At 61.7% G+C, this 17,626-nt stretch carries 18 protein-coding genes and 1 tRNA gene; 9 read left to right on the top strand and 10 right to left on the bottom strand.

Features of this window, described 5'->3' with window-relative positions:
• Positions 1-13 precede the first annotated feature (13 nt).
• A complete protein-coding gene (locus tag ACYQ1P_RS14640; RefSeq protein ID WP_460021078.1) occupies positions 14-1,117 on the top strand; it encodes an anhydro-N-acetylmuramic acid kinase in 1,104 nt (367 codons plus the stop codon).
• Here ACYQ1P_RS14640 and ACYQ1P_RS14635 read toward each other — a convergent pair.
• The 3 genes from ACYQ1P_RS14635 to ACYQ1P_RS14625 form a co-directional block, all read right to left on the bottom strand.
• Positions 1,077-2,045 (bottom strand): zinc ABC transporter substrate-binding protein, encoded by a 969-nt coding sequence (locus tag ACYQ1P_RS14635; RefSeq protein WP_460021077.1) that lies wholly within the window; start codon positions 2,043-2,045, stop codon positions 1,077-1,079. The genes ACYQ1P_RS14640 and ACYQ1P_RS14635 overlap by 41 nt on opposite strands.
• Positions 2,046-2,068: 23 nt before the next feature.
• A complete protein-coding gene (locus ACYQ1P_RS14630) occupies positions 2,069-3,418 on the bottom strand; it encodes a mechanosensitive ion channel family protein (RefSeq protein WP_460021076.1) in 1,350 nt (449 codons plus the stop codon).
• Between the two features lie 137 nt (positions 3,419-3,555).
• Positions 3,556-3,630 (bottom strand) — tRNA-Val (locus ACYQ1P_RS14625).
• Between the two features lie 298 nt (positions 3,631-3,928).
• Between ACYQ1P_RS14625 and ACYQ1P_RS14620 the strand changes: the two genes are divergently transcribed.
• Positions 3,929-4,874, top strand: a protein-coding gene (locus tag ACYQ1P_RS14620) for an IS630 family transposase (RefSeq protein WP_460018340.1) whose coding sequence is annotated in 2 segments (ribosomal slippage) — positions 3,929-4,267 and positions 4,269-4,874 — 945 coding nt in all. Because the reading frame shifts where the segments join, the coding sequence is not laid out codon by codon here.
• Between the two features lie 63 nt (positions 4,875-4,937).
• Here ACYQ1P_RS14620 and ACYQ1P_RS14615 read toward each other — a convergent pair.
• Genes ACYQ1P_RS14615 through ACYQ1P_RS14585 form a run of 7 tightly spaced genes read right to left on the bottom strand, consistent with a single transcriptional unit; the run spans position 4,938 to position 11,304 of the window.
• Positions 4,938-5,768 (bottom strand): hypothetical protein, encoded by an 831-nt coding sequence (locus ACYQ1P_RS14615; protein WP_460021075.1) that lies wholly within the window; start codon positions 5,766-5,768, stop codon positions 4,938-4,940.
• The gene (locus ACYQ1P_RS14610; RefSeq protein ID WP_460021074.1) at positions 5,765-7,324 is read right to left on the bottom strand and encodes an MBL fold metallo-hydrolase; all 1,560 of its coding nucleotides are present in this window, start codon (positions 7,322-7,324) and stop codon (positions 5,765-5,767) included. The genes ACYQ1P_RS14615 and ACYQ1P_RS14610 overlap by 4 nt, the downstream gene beginning before the upstream one ends.
• A gap of 19 nt (positions 7,325-7,343) precedes the next feature.
• Positions 7,344-8,051: an ABC transporter ATP-binding protein gene (locus ACYQ1P_RS14605; protein WP_460021654.1), complete on the bottom strand. Its 708-nt coding sequence runs from the start codon at positions 8,049-8,051 to the stop codon at positions 7,344-7,346.
• Positions 8,048-8,809 (bottom strand): ABC transporter ATP-binding protein, encoded by a 762-nt coding sequence (locus tag ACYQ1P_RS14600; RefSeq protein ID WP_460021073.1) that lies wholly within the window; start codon positions 8,807-8,809, stop codon positions 8,048-8,050. Before ACYQ1P_RS14600 ends, ACYQ1P_RS14605 begins: the two co-directional genes overlap by 4 nt.
• Positions 8,806-9,750 (bottom strand): branched-chain amino acid ABC transporter permease, encoded by a 945-nt coding sequence (locus ACYQ1P_RS14595; RefSeq protein ID WP_460021072.1) that lies wholly within the window; start codon positions 9,748-9,750, stop codon positions 8,806-8,808. Before ACYQ1P_RS14595 ends, ACYQ1P_RS14600 begins: the two co-directional genes overlap by 4 nt.
• Positions 9,747-10,622: a branched-chain amino acid ABC transporter permease gene (locus ACYQ1P_RS14590; protein WP_460021071.1), complete on the bottom strand. Its 876-nt coding sequence runs from the start codon at positions 10,620-10,622 to the stop codon at positions 9,747-9,749. Before ACYQ1P_RS14590 ends, ACYQ1P_RS14595 begins: the two co-directional genes overlap by 4 nt.
• 43 nt (positions 10,623-10,665) lie before the next feature.
• On the bottom strand, positions 10,666-11,304 hold the full coding sequence (locus ACYQ1P_RS14585) for an alpha/beta hydrolase (protein WP_460021070.1): 639 nt from the start codon (positions 11,302-11,304) through the stop codon (positions 10,666-10,668).
• Positions 11,305-11,517: 213 nt separating this feature from the next.
• On the opposite strand from ACYQ1P_RS14585, the gene cysE reads away from it, so the two are divergent.
• The 7 genes from cysE (at position 11,518) to hscA (ending at position 17,588) form a co-directional block, all read left to right on the top strand.
• A complete protein-coding gene (cysE, locus tag ACYQ1P_RS14580; RefSeq protein WP_460021069.1) occupies positions 11,518-12,291 on the top strand; it encodes a serine O-acetyltransferase in 774 nt (257 codons plus the stop codon).
• Positions 12,292-12,330: 39 nt separating this feature from the next.
• On the top strand, positions 12,331-12,813 hold the full coding sequence (locus ACYQ1P_RS14575; RefSeq protein WP_460021068.1) for an Rrf2 family transcriptional regulator: 483 nt from the start codon (positions 12,331-12,333) through the stop codon (positions 12,811-12,813).
• 60 nt (positions 12,814-12,873) lie between these two features.
• Complete coding sequence (locus ACYQ1P_RS14570) at positions 12,874-14,118, top strand: IscS subfamily cysteine desulfurase (protein WP_460021067.1); 1,245 nt, start codon at positions 12,874-12,876, stop codon at positions 14,116-14,118.
• A 23-nt stretch (positions 14,119-14,141) separates the two neighbouring features.
• Positions 14,142-14,546 carry a Fe-S cluster assembly scaffold IscU gene (iscU, locus tag ACYQ1P_RS14565; RefSeq protein WP_460021066.1) on the top strand — a complete coding sequence of 135 codons (405 nt, stop codon included), beginning with the start codon at positions 14,142-14,144 and terminating at the stop codon, positions 14,544-14,546.
• A 36-nt stretch (positions 14,547-14,582) separates the two neighbouring features.
• Positions 14,583-14,924, top strand: a complete 342-nt coding sequence (locus tag ACYQ1P_RS14560; protein ID WP_460021065.1) for a HesB/IscA family protein — start codon at positions 14,583-14,585, stop codon at positions 14,922-14,924.
• 74 nt (positions 14,925-14,998) lie between these two features.
• On the top strand, positions 14,999-15,658 hold the full coding sequence (gene hscB / locus ACYQ1P_RS14555) for a Fe-S protein assembly co-chaperone HscB (RefSeq protein ID WP_460021064.1): 660 nt from the start codon (positions 14,999-15,001) through the stop codon (positions 15,656-15,658).
• Positions 15,659-15,665: 7 nt separating this feature from the next.
• A complete protein-coding gene (gene hscA / locus ACYQ1P_RS14550; RefSeq protein ID WP_460021063.1) occupies positions 15,666-17,588 on the top strand; it encodes a Fe-S protein assembly chaperone HscA in 1,923 nt (640 codons plus the stop codon).
• Positions 17,589-17,626 lie beyond the last annotated feature (38 nt).

The raw sequence follows: 17,626 nt of genomic DNA, 5'->3' as shown, positions 1-17,626 counted from the left end.
CACACTCCCGCCCATGACGGAAGCAAGGACCTATACCGCGCTCGGCCTGATGAGCGGCACCTCGATGGACGGCATCGACATTGCCCTGCTGCGCACCGATGGCGAGCGGGTGGAGAGTCATGGCCCGAGCGCCACCTATCCCTACGAGCCGGACTTCCGAAACCGTCTGCGCGCCATCCTGGGCCGCACCACCGACAAGGACGGGGCCATCGAAGCGGTGGCCCTCGACCTCTCTTCAAAGCATGTGGCGGTGGTCCGCGAATTCATGACCACCCACGGCCTGCGCCCCGAGGATGTGGACTTGATCGGCTTTCACGGCCATACCATCACCCATATGCCGGAACGCAAACTGACCTGGCAGATCGGCTATGGGGAAATGCTGGCCGAGATGCTGGGCATTGAGACGGTGGCCGGTTTCCGCACCCAGGACGTGGTGGCCGGAGGACAGGGGGCACCGCTGGCCCCGGTCTATCATCGCGCCCTGGCCCGGGATCTGCCCAAGCCCCTGGCGGTGCTCAATCTGGGCGGCGTCGGAAATGTCACCTGGATCGGCCCTGACGGAACGGAACTGGTGGCCTTTGACACCGGACCGGGCAATGCGCTGATCGACGACTGGGTGTTGCGCCTGACCGGACAGCCGCAAGACACCAACGGAGCGTTGGCGCGGCGCGGCGCGGTGGATGCGGAAATCCTGTCGATCATGCTGGCGCATCCCTATTTCGAGCGGCCTGGACCGAAATCCCTCGACCGCGAGGCCTTCGCTTCCGTCCCGACCGCCCAGTTGACCCTTGAAGATGGTGCCGCCACCCTGACCGCCTTCACCGCCGAAGCCGTCGCCCGGTCGCGTCGACACCTGCCCGCCTCGCCCCGGCGCTGGCTGGTCTGCGGCGGTGGTCGCCATAATCCGGTGCTGATGGATGCCTTGCGTCAGGCGCTGGATGTGCCCGTTGACCCGGTGGAAGCGGTGGGTTGGCAGGGGGACGCGCTGGAGGCCCAGGCCTTCGCCTTCCTGGCTGTGCGCTGCAAGTTGGGCCTGCCGATCAGCTATCCGGGCACCACCGGCTGCCCGCGTCCGCTCACCGGTGGCCGCTTTCATCCGCCGCAAGGCAGGTCCTGAACGACTCCGCCATGCCCTGCATCAGCTCGAAGTAGAGATCCGGCCCTTCGTTCAGAGAGGCCCCCAATGGGTCAAGCACCCCGGCCCGGGCCGACGTGCCGGAGAGCAGACGATGCACCAGCTTGGGCTCGAATTGCGGTTCCGAAAACACGCAGACGGCTCCCAGCGCCCGGATTTTGTCCTGAATTTCCGCCACATGGCGGGCCCCGGGCAGAGCATGGGATGACATTGCAATCGCTCCCGCGGCCTTGAGTCCAAAGCGATTCTGAAAATAGCGATAGGCATTGTGGTAAACGATGAACGGTCGGCCTCGAACCTCCTGCAACTGGGAGTCGATGGCCGTTCTCAGCGCGGCGAGCCGTCCGGACAGCGCCGTCGCATTCTGCCGATAGGTCTCGGCATGCGCCGGATCGGCCTCGGCCAGAGTGGCGGCAATCCGTTGCCCCATCACGTCGGCATTCAGCGGATCGAGCCAGACATGCATGTCCATGGTCCCTGGGGCATGGTCGTGCGCGTGCTCATGCACATGTTCGCTCTCGTGTTCGTCCTCGCCTTCCGCCGCCGCTTCCGTGAAAGGCAGCAGGGTCAGACCGGGCGTCTCCGCCAGCGCCACGACCTGCGCTCCGTCCGCGAGGCTGCGCAAGGGCTTTTCAAGAAAGCGTTCCATGTGCGGTCCGATCCAGAACAACACATCGGCCCGCGCCAACACTTCGGCGTCGGAGGGTTTGAGGCTGTAGCTGTGGGGGGACGCGCCGCCCGCGATCAACACATGGGGCGTGCCGACGCCCTCCATCACCGAGGCGACCAAGCCCTGCAACGGCTTGAGCGTCACCACGACTCGCAAACCGCCCGCCTCAATGGCCGACGCAGCCCTCGGCCAGGCGACCAACAGGGAAAGAACGAACCAACAAACCAATCTACCAATCATTTTTGAATACTCGAAAAAGGTGCTCACGTCTTTCCCGCCCCGGACTCTACCTGGGAAATCAGGCTCGCCCCCTCGGGCAGAGACCGGATATTGATATCGCGATGCGGATAGGGAAATTCAATGTGATGCTCATGGAACATATCCCAGATGGCGAGCAGGATATCACTGCGCACATTAGCCACCCCATTCTGCGGGTCTTGAATCCACACCCGCAGTTCCAGATCCACCGAACTGTCTCCAAAACCCATCAAACGACAGACCGGGGCCGGATCTTGCAACACCCGCCGGGTGGCCCGGGCGGCTTCGACCGTCAGTTCGATGGCCTGACGCGGGTCGGCGTCGTAGGAAATCCCGACCGGCAGCTTCAAGCGCACCATCTGATTGGAATAGGACCAGTTTTCCACCCGCTGATTAATCAGGTCATCGTTGGGAATCAGGTGTTCGATGCCGTCCCGGGTGATCAATGACACATAGCGAGCCCCAAGGGAGTTGATCCAGCCGAAAGTGTCGCCGACGGCAATCACGTCACCGGGCTTCACCGACTTGTCCAACAGCAGAATCACCCCGCTGATCAGGTTGGAAAAAACCTTTTGCAGCCCGAAACCGATACCGAAGCCGACGGCACCGGTAAACACCGCCAGCGCCGTCAAGTCGATCCCCACCGATTCCAGACCGATCAGAATGGCGCTCATATAAAGAAGGATGCGCGCCAGCTTGCCGAACAGCACCCGACTGGAGGGCGACAAGTGATGGGCCGTCGCCAGTCGTCGCTCGGCCAGTTTCGAGACCAACCCAGCCAGCCACAGCAACAGGGCCAGGGACGCCGCCGCCTTGAGCGCCCCGAGCAGCGATAGCCGCAGATCGCCCATGTTAAAGGCGACCGCATCCAGAAGTTCAACCGTCGCCCCGAGCAGACCGACGATGTTCAGGGCAGCCACGGTCCAGGCCATCACCGCGATGGCCTTGGACCAGGAACGGTTGGTAAAAGCATTGGACATCAGCCGGATGATGACCCAGGCCGTCAGCAGACTGACCACCGCGCGCAGGACATCTTGCGACCAGCCATTGCCGTTAAAGATCAGGGCCGTGATCCACAGCAGGACCAGCCAGACCACCGGCAGCATCAGTGGAATAAGCACCCACAGGGCGATCTCCACCTGCTTCCGAAAACGATGCGCCCGGGCATTCTTTTTCTCGATCCAGGCGGTCACCCGGGGGGTGGTCAATTTGGCGACCAGAAAGGCCACGCCGATGAGCAGGATCTGTGCCAGATTGACAAGGACGAAAGCGTATTCCTTGAGCCAGCCCGTGACGTAGTCCAGGCTTTCATGGAACAGCTTTAGCAGTTGTGCCACTTCGGGCAGATTTTCCACGCGGGAGCTCCCTGAAAAAGACCCAGAAGGTCCAGAACATACACTCCCTTCTAGCACAAGGCGCGGGCGCATTCGATCTCAAGCATGCCACGATTGTGACTCACCTAAAGATAATTCCCGGCATTGATTGGAAAAAATGGTGGGCACGACAGGGATTGAACCTGTGACCCCCGCCGTGTGAAGACGGTGCTCTCCCGCTGAGCTACGTGCCCCCATGGGGGGATGTTCCACCGAACGGTGGGTCGGATCCATATAAGGAACCATCGGCATCCTGTCAAGAACAGCCGGAGTTAGTTGTCATCGACTGCAAGACCTCCCGGGGGAGTCACGGCCGCCATGACGGCAAGGTCCCGCGGCACCTTGTTTCGGCCTTCGCCGTTCCCGGCATCCGCCGCTCGACGCCCGGCGCAATGCACTAGAGCGGGATGAAGCCGGAGTGAATCGAAAGGGGATTCCCAAAGTCTCGCAATTCTGATTCAACATACTGGCTGGAAAAGGAGGCCAGTATGGATGACGAAACCCTATTCGAACGATCTCCGCGAGCGTGTGGTCGCCGCCGTTGAGGAAGGCGGCCTCTCTCGGCACCAGGCCGCGGCGCGGTTTGCCGTTGGTGTCAGTTCGGTCATCCGCTGGGTGACCCGTTTCCGCGAGACGGGCAGTGTTGCGCCCGACAAGATGGGAGGGAACCGGCCGAAGACAATCCGAGGAGAACACCGTGATTGGCTTATCCAGCGGTGCAAGGAGAAGGACTTCACGTTGCGTGGGTTGGTGGCGGAACTGGCCGAGCGCAAGGTGATGGTCGACTACCGCAGCGTCTGGGAATTCGTGCATGCCGAAAAACTGAGTTTCAAAAAAAAGCGTCCTTCCCAGGGAACAGGATCGGCCCGACGTGGCGCGTAAGCGTGAACAGTGGAAGGCGTATCAGGACCGGGTGGCCATTGATCGCCTAGTCTTCATCGACGAAACCTGGACCAAGACCAACATGGCGCCGCTCCGGGGATGGGCGCCGGTCGGCCAAAGGCTCGACGCCAAGGTGCCGTATGGCCACTGGAAAACCATGACCTTCCTCGCCGCGCTCCGCCACGACCGCATTGAGGCGCCCTGGGTTCTCGACGGGCCGATCAATGGCGAACGCTTCCGGGTCTATGTCGAGAAGGTGCTCATCCCCACCCTCAAGCCCGGCGATATCGTGGTCATGGACAATCTCGGCAGCCACAAGGGCGAAGCCATCCGCCGCCTCATCCGAGGCGCGGGTGCCAAGCTGTTCTTCCTGCCGAAATACTCCCCCGACCTGAACCCCATCGAGCAGGTCTTTGCCAAACTCAAGCATCTGCTGCGCAAGGAGGCCGCGCGCACCGTCGATGCGCTCTGCGAGGCCATCGGAAGGCTACTCGATGCCTTCCCGCCGCAGGAATGCGCCAACCTCGTCAGAAACGCCGGATATGGACCAACCTAAATTCATCCCGCTCTAAGCCAGAGCCGACGCGTTCGGCGACGCGGTGATCGCCCTGGCGCGGGCTTAAATCAAGCCGGCCCGCGCGGTGCGGACGAAGCGGATATCCATGCGGAAATCGCGGCCCAGGCCGCCCGTATAATGGATGAAATAGTTGTTGCCCCAGACGGCGTTGGCGACCATCGCTCGCAGCCGCCCGTTTTCACGCTCGGCGGGCCAGAGAATGAACGGATAATGCTCCAGCAGAGCATACATGATGTCGCAGTTGAAGCGCGGGTCGAGCGGTTTCACCAAATCATTTTTGAACAGATGATAAGACAGCGGCATGTTATCGGCCATGGACAGAGGTGTCTCTTCATACTGGTCATAGACAGCCCGCAAGACCTCGCGATGCAGGGGCGGGCGCAGAACCATTACTCCGGTATTGGTCCAATCGGTCACGTCTCCCGGCAGCCCGGCTTCGGTGTAGCGGTCCACAATCCGGCGGCCATAAGGTTGGCCTTGCAGGGCGGTATGTAACCGTTGTTCCAAAACCGATATGCCGTCGATGTATTTCAGGGTGTTGGCGTAACTGAGGACGCCGATCCTGTCGGAGCCATGGGCGTTCACCACGCAGGGCGCTTGATGGAAATTGATCGCCACATCGCCATCGAGCCAGACCACATGGGCATAGTCCTGGACGTCGGGGTGTTCCAAAATCAAACATTTCTGCCAGTGGGGACGGCGCTCCTGTGCTTTATTGGAACGGTCGATATAGTCGTCGATGACGATGATGTCGTAGCCATGGGCCGCCGCGTAGGGCTCCCAGGTCGGCTTGAAATGGGTCTCCCAAAGTTGCTGGTGGAAGTCTCCGATAAGAACGGTGACCAGCGCCTTTGCATGGCCCGTGGCGCTCATCCGCCGCCCCCCAACCCGTGGGGTTCGGGGGCCAGATAGGTGATGCGTTTCAGCAAGGCCCGGTAACGTTCCTTCTGGGCCTCCCCATAGACAGGACTCTCCCGGTCATCGAAGGCGCGGTCGATGGCCGCCCAATCCTCTGGGGTCAAGGTCTCCATAGCCAAAGGCAGAATCTCTGTTTCCTCCAGCCGGGTATGCACACGACCCAGATTGAGATGGGAATCGGCCAGATCACAAAACCAAAGCAGGTCTTTTTCATTCCCGGACTTGACCTTGCCCACGGCTTCGTTCAGTTGATGGCGCAGGGTTTCCTCCTGGCGATGCTGACGGATCAACAGATCCAGACGCTCCCCGATGCCAGGGGCTTTCTGACGGAGCGGCGTGAACAGGCATTCCTCTTCCTTGGGGTGATGATAGACCCCGAGAAAATTTTCCATATAGTCCAAAATCAGCCGGTACAGTTCTTCATCGAAGGAAAGGCGTCCGGCCCGCAGGTCGCGCACCAGTTCGCCGAACAGGTGGGTGACCGTGTGAAAGCTCAGATGTTCCGACTTGATGGCTTGCAGGGCCAGCGGCAGTTCCGGCCCTTCCGGGTGCACGGTGCGAAGCCCTTCCAGTTCGCGCCACAATTCCCAATCCCGTTCGTGGGTCCAGATGCGGGGCTCGCGGATGCCCAGTGCCTCCTCGTAGGCCCGCGCCACATTGAACGGCAAGCAATGGTCAAAAATCCGCCAGCTTCCGAAATCGGGCTCCAGGCAGGCGCGGGCGGCCAGATAGACCGTGCGCAGATCGTCGCCCCGGGTGACGCCCTCGTGCACCGTCTTCCAAAGTCCGTTCAAATAGCGTTCCGTCCCCGCCAGACAGACCCGCCCGGCCTCCGGCGTGGCGGCCACGGCCCCGCGTCCGGGCACCACCACCTGTGGGGACAAGGCTTCAAGAACCTCGATGGTGGATATCCATTCATGCAGATAGCCATCGCCCAGATAGGGGGAGGCTTGATTGCCCAGCAGGTCGCCGGTCATCAGGACGCCGCGTTCTGGAACCCAGGCCACCACATCTCCCGCCGTGTGGCCGCGCCCCGGATGCAGCAAATGGACCTCCAGACCTCCCAGATCGACAATCAGTTCCAAATCGAACACCAGGGTCGGGCGGACCATCTCTGGGGTTCCGTCCTCGTCGGCGAACAACCGTGGAAAGCGTTCCTTTTCGGACCGGTAATCGGCCTCGCCGCGTTCCATAATCAAATCGCGGGTGCCGTGGGAAGTGATGATGTCGGAAGCCCCCAAGGCCGAAGCTCCGAGCACCCGGACCGCATGATGATGGGTCAGCGCCAGGTATTTGATTGGTCGGTCGGAGATCGCGGTGAGGCGCTGGCGCAGGGCATGGACCTTGGCCCGGGTGGCCTGGGCATCGACCACCAGAATACCGTCACGCCCGATGATGATCCCGCAGTTGGGATCACCCTCGGCGGCATAGACATAAACACCTTCGGCCACTTGCTCAAAACTGATCGACGGTTCGAGCCGGTCATCGCGAGAGGCGAAACTCTTGGCCATTGGTTTTTCTCCTCGTCGTTCAAATACCCAGATAGGCCTGTTTGACCTGCTCGTCGGCCAGCAGGTCCGGCCCCTTGCCGGTCAGGGTGATGCGCCCGGTTTCCATCACATAGCCCCGATCGGCCACGCCCAGGGCGGCGAAGGCGTTCTGTTCGACCAACAAGATGGTGGTGCCCCGGGCCTTGAGGTCATGGATGATGTTGAAGATTTCGGTCACCAGCACCGGCGCCAGCCCCATGCTCGGTTCATCGAGCAACAGCAGGCGGGGACGACTCATCAAGGCGCGGGCAATGGCCAGCATCTGTTGCTGACCGCCTGACAGGGTGCCCGCCGGTTGACGGCGCTTGTCGCGCAGAATGGGGAAGGTGGCGTACAGTCGTTCAATATCCTCGGCCACGGCGGCCTTGTCGCGGCGGCTGAAGGCCCCAAGGCGGATATTGTCTTCCACCGCCAGGGGGCCGAACACCTGCCGTCCCTCGGGCACCTGAGCGATGCCCAGGGGCACGCGCCGGGCGGCGGGAAGCCTTGAGATGTCGCGCTCCTCGAACATGACCGACCCGGCGCTCAGGGGATGCAGGCCGGATATGGCGCGCAACAGGGTGGTCTTGCCCGCCCCGTTACCGCCGACCAGGGCCACCAGTTCGCCCTGTCGGACCTCCAAAGCCACTCCATGCAGCGCCTGGATGCGTCCGTAGTGGCAGGACAGGTCGGTCAGGCGCAGCATCAGACCGTCCCCCCCAAATAGGCGGAAATGACCTCCGGATCGTGGCGAATTTTGTCCACCGTGCCCTCGGACAGTTTGCGCCCATAGTCGAGCACCAGGATATGGTCGGAAATGCCCATCACCATGCGCATGTCGTGTTCCACCAACACCACGGTGATGCCCTGCGCGGCGACCCGGCGGATGACATTGTCCACTTCCCGGCTTTCGGTCGGATTGAGACCGGCCGCCGGTTCGTCGAGCAATAACATCTTGGGGCGGCAGGCCAGGGCGCGGGCAATCTCCAGACGCTTCAACGCCCCATAGGGCATGGCATCCGCATCGGCGTTCAAAAAATCGTCCAGGCCGACAAAACGCATCAGTTCCGCCGCCTCTTCGCGCAGGGCCTTGTCGGCCCGGCGGATGCGGGCGAGGCCGAACAGGGCCGGAAAAAACCCGCGATCAAGATGCAGGTGCGCCCCGACCATGACGTTTTCCAGCGCCGTCATGTTGAAGAAGATTTGCAGGTTTTGGAACGTCCGTGACAGGCCCCGTGCCGCCAGTTCGGATGGCCTGTGGGCGGTGACGTCTTCCGCGTCGAACCAGATTTGGCCGCTGGTCGGGGTATAAATGCCGGAAATGAGGTTGAACAGGGTGGTCTTGCCCGCCCCGTTGGGGCCGATGATGGAATGGATGGTGCCCGGACGGATGGTGAAGTTCAGTTCGGCGATGGCGTGGACGCCGCCGAATTCCTTGTTCAGCCCCTCGACGCGCAGCAGGGTCATGGCTTCCTCCGCGTCAGCAGGCCGCTCAGGGTCGGCAACAGGCCCTTGGGCATGAAGATCATCACCCCCATCAGGATCAGGCCGAATATCAAATGCTCGTAGTCTTCGAGCACCGTCAGCACCTGCGGCAACAGGGTCAGGATCAGCGCCCCGATCACCGCGCCGAAGGTCGAGGCCATGCCGCCGAGCACCACCATCACCACGAATTCGATGGAATGAAAGAAGCTGGCGATGCCCGGGGTGATGAACTGGCCGTAAAAGGCGTTCAGCGACCCGACCAGACTGGCGAAAACCGCCGAGACGACAAAAATCAGCACCTTGTAGCGGCTGCTGTCGATGCCGACCACCTCGGCCGCCACCTCCGAACCATGCACCGCCCGCAAGGCGCGCCCGACCGGCGAGTCGATGAGATTGAGGGCCAGCCAGACGGCGATCCACAGCAATCCGCCGACCATCCAGTACCACTGAATTTCGCCCGCCGGTTCCCATCCCCACAGATTGAGGGCGGGCACGACCATGCCGTCCGGGCCGCCGGTGATCTGGTCTTCGATATTGAGCACGATGGCAATGATGATTCCCAGACCCAGGGTGGCCATGGCCAGATAATGGCCCTTCAGCTTGAGGATCGGTCGGGCCACCACGAAGGCCAACAGCCCGGTGCCGAGGGCGCTCATCCCCATGGCGCTCAGGGAATCCCATTGATGATGGGCGGTCAGCACCCCCGCGCCATAGGCCCCCAGGCCGACGAAGGCGGCATGGCCGAGACTGATCTGCCCGGCATAGCCGATCAACAGGTTGAGCCCGACGCAGACGATGGCATTAAGCCCGACAGTCACCGCCACTTCCAGATGGAAGGGATTGTTCATCACCAGGGGCAGCGACAGGATGACCGCCGCCAGCAGCCCCAAACCACCGGTCTTGGGATGCAGCAGCCGCCTCATACCCGCTCCGTCCCGGTCTTGCCGAACAGGCCGCTGGGGCGCACGAACAGCACCAGCAGGATCAACACGAAGGCGATGGCATCCTTGTAGTCGGAACTGATGTATCCGGCTCCCATGGCTTCGGTGATGCCGACGATCAGGCCGCCGACCACCGCTCCCAGCCCGTTGCCCAGGCCGCCCAGGATGGCGGCGGCGAAACCCTTCAGGCCGAGCATGATGCCCACTTCAAAATTGGTCAGGGTGATCGGCGCGACCAGGATTCCGGCCACCGCGCCCAGCGCCCCGGACAGGCCGAAGCTGATGAACAGCACCAGGGTGACGTTGATACCGACCAATTGCGCAGCGTCGCGGTTATGGGACGCGGCGAGGATGGCCTTGCCGAGCAGGGTGCGGTTGAAAAACTGGAACAACCCCAGCACCACCAGGGCCGAGACTCCGAGAACCCAAAGGCTTTGCGGCAGCAGGGTGGCTCCCAGCACATGGATCGGCGCGTCGCCGGAAAAGGCGGGCAGGGCATGGTATTCCTTGCCCCAGACCACCTGGGCCAGGCCGCGCAGGGCGATGGAGGCGCCGATGGTGATGATGATCAGGGTGACCACCGAGGCTCCCTTGGCCGGCTGGATGGCGAATTTTTCCAGGAACAGCCCGGCCATCCCGGCCAACAGGATGGCCGCCAGCATGGCCACCGGCAGCGGCAGGCCGAGGCCGATGAAATAGACCGTGCCCATGCCGCCGATCATGACAAACTCGCCTTGGGCGAAATTGATCACGTTGGAGGCGTTGAAGATGATCGAAAAGCCGAGCCCGACCAGGGCATAGGTCGCCCCCAGGGTGATGCCGGAAAACAGAAACTGCAAAAATTCCGCGAACATGTCCGTGGCTGCTCCCCCGCCGCTGCCGCTGGAGACGGACGCTCTACTTCAGATGCGCCATCACATATTCATCGACGATCTCATGCATGGGAATGATGTGATCGCCGTAGAAATGATCCGCCCCTTCGATGGTCCGATAGTCGATGACAATATTTTTTTGACTGGAGAGCTTATCGGTCAGTTTGTCGACCGCTGCCTTGTTGACCACCTGATCCTGATCACCTTGAATAATCAGCCCGGAAGAGGGGCAGGGGGCGAGAAAGGTGAAGTCGTACTGGTCGGCGGGCGGCGAGATGGAGACAAAACCGGAAATTTCCGGCCGCCGCATCATCAATTGCATGCCGATCCAGGCCCCGAAAGAAAACCCGGCGATCCAGCAGGCGCGGGCGTTCTGGTTGTAATTTTGCAGCCAATCGAGGGCCGAGGCGGCGTCGGACAGTTCTCCGGTGCCGCTGTCGAAACTGCCCTGGGAACGACCGACCCCGCGAAAATTGAAGCGCAGCACGGAGAAACCCCGCCGGGCGAAGGTCTGATACAGGGTGAAGACCACCCGATTGTTCATGGTGCCGCCGTTCTGCGGATGCGGATGCAGCATCAACGCGATGGGGGCATTGGCCTTCTTGCTGTGATGATAGCGGCCTTCGAGACGGCCTTCGGGTCCATTGAAAATAACGTCGGGCATAATGGGGGACGAACTTCCTTGTCTGGCCGTGCCCTCCCAAAAGACCCAGTAGGTTTCTCGGCTATCTGGGGAGGGGCTAGAAAAAAGTTGGTCAAAATACTTGACCGTTTTTCTCGGGTATCCTATATACGGTTTATCACAGAGGGCGCGGGCTCTCCGTGAGGGACCGCATATTAACACTATTTAGGCAATGGTTTTCAAGAGGCAATGGCTGTGAGTGTTATTTCTCGCCTGAAAGAGGACATCGATTCCTACATCGCCCGCGATCCCGCGGCGCGCTCGCGGTTCGAAGTCTGCCTCACCTACCCGGGGTTTCATGCGGTCGTGACCTATCGCGTGGCGCATGTTCTGTGGCGTCAGGGCTGGAAACTCACGGCGCGCTGGCTGTCCTACATGGCTCGCATCGTGACCGGCATCGAAATCCATCCCGGGGCGACCATCGGGCGGCGGTTTTTCATCGACCACGGCACCGGCGTGGTGATTGGAGAAACCTCGCATATTGGCGATGACGTCACCATCTATCATGGGGTGACCCTGGGCGGTATTGCCCCGTCGGTGGACAGTCAGGCCCAGGTGGATCAGAAGCGCCATCCGACCATACAGGACCGGGTCATTATCGGTTCCGGCGCGCAGATCCTGGGGCCGATCACCATCGGAGCCTGTGCCCGCATCGGGGCCAACGCGGTGGTTTATAAGGATATCGCGCCGAAGGTGACGGCGGTGGGCATTCCGGCCCGCGCGGTGATGCCGCGGGATCAAAGCCGGGCCGAGGAATTCAAGGCCTACGGGACGGCGCTGGATGATATGCCCGATCCCGTGGCGCGCACCATCGACAGTCTGCGCGGGCAGGTCACCGCCCTCATGGCGCGGGTTGAGGAGTTGGAAAAAGAAATTCAGCCCTCATCTAAGAACAAGGCAACACACCAGAAACCAAAACCAGAGGATGAAAACGACGAGCCATCCAACGTCGTTTCCATCGGTGAATAAAAGACCCATCGGGCATAGGACAGGAAGAGGAGTATCGACGTGAGGCTCAGTACCAAGGGACGTTATGCCGTCATGGCCATGGTCGACCTGGCTTTCCATAACAAGGGCAATCCGGTGCCCCTGGCCGATATCGCCGACCGGCAGGAAATCTCGCTTTCCTACCTGGAGCAACTGTTCGGCCGCCTGCGCAAGGGCGGTCTGGTTAAAAGCGTGCGCGGCCCCGGCGGCGGGTATCTGCTGTCGCGCTCGGCCCATGATGTGCGGGTGTTCGACATCATCATGGCGGTGGACGAACCGATCAAGGCGACCCGCTGCAAGCCCGGCTCTCCCGCCGGTTGTCGTCACAACAAGGCGCGCTGTCTGACCCACGATCTGTGGGAAGAACTGAGCAATCAGATCTATCTGTATCTCAGTTCGGTCTCTCTGGAATCCATCTGCAACAAGGAGATTCTCGGCTCCAGCGGCATGTTCATGCGCGATGCGGTGGACGAAATTCTTGAATCCCAGGTGGCGGCTCAATAGATCCATTCAATGAAGGTGTGTGGCCGCCCATCGGGGCGGTCCCAAGAGGAGATAACAACAATGTCGAACGCCCAAGGCAAAGGACATAACAGCATTGTCACCCCGGTCTATCTGGATTACCAGGCGACCACGCCGACCGATCCGCGGGTGATCGAAGAAATGCTGCCCTGGTTCAATCAGAAATTCGGCAATCCCCATTCACGCAACCATGCCTATGGCTGGCGCACCGAGGAAGCGGTGGAAATCGCCCGTGCGCAGGTGGCGCATCTGATCGGAGCCGACCCGCGCGAGATCATTTTCATGTCCGGGGCGACGGAGGCCAACAACACGGCGCTCAAGGGAGTCGCCCGTTTCTACAAGGACAAGAAGCGCCATATCATCACCGTGGTCACCGAGCACAAATGCGTCCTCGATTCCTGCCGCCACTTGGAACAGGAAGGCTTCGAGGTGACCTATCTGCCGGTGCAGCAGAACGGCCTGCTCGACCTGGAGCAGCTCCGCGCGGCGCTGCGCGACGACACGCTGATGGTCTCGGTGATGGGCGTCAACAACGAGATCGGCGTCATTCAGCCGCTCAAGGAAATCGGCGCCTTGTGTCGGGAGAACAAGACCTTCTTCCATACGGACTGCGCCCAGGCGGTGGGCAAGATTCCGCTCGACGTCAACGACATGAACATCGACCTGATGAGCATTTCCGGTCACAAAATCTACGGTCCCATGGGCATTGGCGCGCTGTTCGTGCGCCGCCGTCCGCGGGTCCGCCTGGAGGCCCTGATCTCCGGCGGCGGCCAGGAACGGGGCATGCGCTCCGGGACGTTGCCGGTGCCGCTCTGCGTCGGTCTGGGCAAGGCCTGTGAAATCGCCGAAAAGGAAATGGCGGCGGAAGCCGAACGGCTGCGCATGTTACAGGATCGGTTCTATAACAAGTTCAACGATGCCCTGTCCGAGGTCTACCTGAATGGCGACCGGGAGCAGCGCATCCCCGGCAATCTGAACCTGTCCTTCGCCTATGTGGAAGGCGAGGGGCTGATGATGGGGATCAAGGATCTGGCGGTGTCCAGCGGCTCGGCCTGCACCTCGGCCTCCCTGGAGCCGTCCTATGTGCTGCGCGCTCTCGGTGTCGAGGAGGAACTGGCCCATACCAGCCTGCGGCTGGGCATCGGTCGCTTCACCACCGAGGAAGAAGTGGACTTCGCCGTCGATTTGATCGTCCGCGAAGTGACCCGTCTCCGCGAGATGAGCCCGCTGTGGGAAATGGCGCAACAGGGCATCGACATCAAATCCATCCAGTGGGCCGAACATTAGAATCTCAATTGGAGTGACCTATCATGGCATACAGCGATAAAGTTATCGATCACTACGAGCATCCCCGCAATGTCGGCGCCCTGGACAAGGACGACAACCACGTCGGGACCGGTCTGGTCGGGGCTCCGGCCTGCGGCGACGTGATGAAGCTGCAAATCAAGGTGAGTGCCGAGGGCATCATCGAAGACGCCAAGTTCAAGACCTTCGGCTGTGGATCGGCCATTGCGTCGAGTTCTCTGGTCACCGAATGGGTCAAGGGCAAGACCCTGGATGAGGCCTCCGCCATCAAGAATACCCAGATCGCCGAGGAATTGGCCCTGCCGCCGGTCAAGATTCATTGCTCCGTGCTGGCCGAGGATGCTATCAAGGCCGCCGTTGCCGATTACCGGTCAAAGGGGGCCAAGCCGAAAAGCGACGCGGCGGAGTAACGTCGCGGTCCAACGACCGAACGGAGGAGTCAGGAGATGAACCAGTCCATGCAACCGATCCAAATCACCGAAGCCGCTATGCAACAGGTTAAGGCGCTGCTCGACGGGCGCGGCAAACCCTCGGCGGGTATTCGGATCGGGGTCCGCACCAAGGGCTGCTCCGGTTTGTCCTACACCATTGAATTTGCCGACGAACGCAATGAGTTCGACGAGATCATGGAGCAAGACGGGGTCACCGTGATGATCGACCCCAAGGCCACCATGTTCATCATCGGCACCGAAATGGACTATGTGGAGGAAAAGCTGCAAGCCGGGTTCGTCTTCCGCAATCCCAATGAAAAGGGTCGCTGCGGTTGCGGTGAATCCTTCCACGTCTGACCCTTCGACGGGGTGCGGGACGGCCGGTCGGCGGTGATCGGCCGTTGTTTGTTGCCCCAGGGACCAAGAAACTCATGGATCACGAGACCCCGGAACATTCCGTTCGACATGTGGACAAGGCAGCGCGCCAGCGCGTGCTGACCTGTTGGTCCTGTCGCGGACCGGTGGCGGGAAGCGATCTTTTCTGTCCGACCTGCGAGGCGGTGCAGCCGCCCGGTCAGGCCGATTATTTCACCCGACTCGGGCTGCCCATTTCGTTTGAGATCGATGTTGCTGCGCTGGATCGGGAATATTTCGCCTTGCAGCGGCTGTTGCACCCGGATCGTTTCGCCACCCGCACCGGACGCGAGAAGGCGTTTTCCATGCAGCAGGCGACCAGTCTCAACGAAGCCTACGAATGCCTGAAGGACAGCCTCTGCCGGGCCGATTATCTGGTGCAATTGCGCGGCGTCGAGGTGATGCCCGAGGGCTGCAATCTGGTCAATGACCAGGAATTGTTGATGGAAGCCATGGAAATGCGTGAGGCCTTGGCTGAAGCCGAGACCATTGACGACATCGCCCGGGTCACGACCCGTGCCGAAGGGGACATGCAGGACTGCCTCAAGCGCCTGAACAAGGCATTCGGCGCCCTGGCCCTGGAAGAGGCCTGCCGCCTGACCACCCGGCTCAAATACCTGCGCAAGCTGGCCGACGAGGCCCGCCAGCGCAAGGTGCAACTCAGTATGAAGCGGTAACCGAAACATGCCCTCAGACGTTCTGCTGCAAATCCACGAGCCCGGCGAAACGCCGATGCCCCATGCCGACGACCGCAAGCTGGCCGTCGGGATCGACCTGGGCACCACCAATTCGGTGGTGGCCATCAGCGAGGAGGGCAAACCCGAGGTGTTGCGCGACGAACAGGGGGAAGGACTGGTGCCGTCCGTGGTCGCCTATGCCGCCGACGGCACGACCATCGTCGGGGCTTTGGCCAAGCGGCTGTTGCTGATGCGGCCCGATCATGTGGTGAGTTCCATCAAGCGGCTGATGGGGCGTGGCATCGAGGACGTGAAATCCCTCGGCGGTCAGTTGCCCTACAGCATCGAACCGGCGGTCGAGGGGGAATCCAAGATGGTCCGCCTGTTGGTGGCCGGACATCGCCTGAGCCCGGTGGAGATTTCCGCCGAGATCCTCAAGGCGCTCAAGGAGCGGGCCGAAGCCCATCTGGGCAGTCAGGTCACCCAGGCCGTGATTACCGTGCCCGCCTATTTCGACGATGCGGCCCGAACGGCGACCAAGGATGCGGCGCGCATGGCCGGGCTGGAGGTGTTGCGGCTGGTCAACGAGCCGACGGCGGCGGCCCTGGCCTATGGTCTGGATCGTGACGTGGAAGGGCTCTACGCGGTCTATGATCTGGGCGGCGGGACCTTCGATATCTCCCTGCTGCGGATGGAGAAGGGCGTCTTTCAGGTGCGCGCCACCGGCGGTGACGCGGTGCTCGGCGGCGATGATTTCGATCATGCCATTGCCGAACATTTTCTGGCCGAACGTCAGGCCAGGACCGGCGAAACGGAGATCTCTTCCGGCGATGTGAAAACCGCCCTGATGACGGCGCGGCTGGCCAAGGAATGCCTGAGCAGCCAATGCGAGGACTGTGGTGGTAACAACTGGGTGCTCGACGTGGGCGACCGCCAGACCCACCACGCGCTGACCATTGAACAAATGGACAAGCTCATCGAACCCTTCATCGAGCGGACCATCGACATTTGCCGTTCGGTACTGATGGACGCCGGAGTCACCCCGGACGAGGTGCGCGGCGTGGTGCTGGTCGGCGGCTCGACCCGGGTGCCGCAGGTGCGCCGCCGCATTGCCGATTTTTTCGGTCAGCAGCCGTTGGCCGATATCAATCCCGACGAGGTGGTGGCGGTGGGCGCGGCGCGGCAGGCCGAGGCGCTGACCGTCGGTTCCGATACCCTGTTGCTCGATGTGACGCCGCTGTCCCTGGGGCTGGAGACCATGGGCGGTCTGGTGGAAAAGGTCATTCCCCGCAACACCCCGATCCCGGTCGCCAAGGCGCAGGAATTCACCACCTATCAGGACGGCCAGACGGCGATGGTCATTCATGTGGTGCAAGGCGAACGGGAAATGGTCGATCAGAATCGCTCTCTGGCCAAGTTTACCCTGCGCGGCATTCCGCCCATGGCGGCGGGGGCGGCGCGGATTCGGGTGACTTTCGCCGTCGATGCGGACGGCCTGCTGACGGTGGCTGCCGAAGAGACCACCACCGGCCAGACCCAGCAGGTGGAAGTGAAGCCCTCCTACGGCCTCAGCGATGAGGAAATGGCAACCATGCTCTATGACAGCATGAAGAACGCCAAGGGGGACATGGATGTTCGCCTGTTGACCGAAGCGCGGGTCGAGGCCAAGCGGGCCTTGCTGGCCATTGATGCGGCCCTGGCGGCCGACGGCGACTTGCTGACCGAGGCCGAGCGTCAGGATATCACCCAGGCAACGGCGGCGGTGCGCGAGGCGATTGCCGGAGATGACCGGCATCTGATTGCCGAACGGGTGGAGAATATGGAGGGGGCAACCAAACCCTTTGCCGAGAAACGCATGGACAAGGGCATCCGCGAGGCCCTGGCCGGTGTGTCGGTGGAGGATCTGGACGCGGCGACCGGTTCGCCTTGACCTCGCCCCTTGCCGACTCTAAATAAAGCAGCCTTTGC

It is taken from the genome of Magnetospira thiophila, assembly GCF_054657015.1.
The sequence above is the reverse complement of the archived record's forward strand: the minus strand, read 5'-3'. Positions and strand labels throughout refer to the sequence as shown.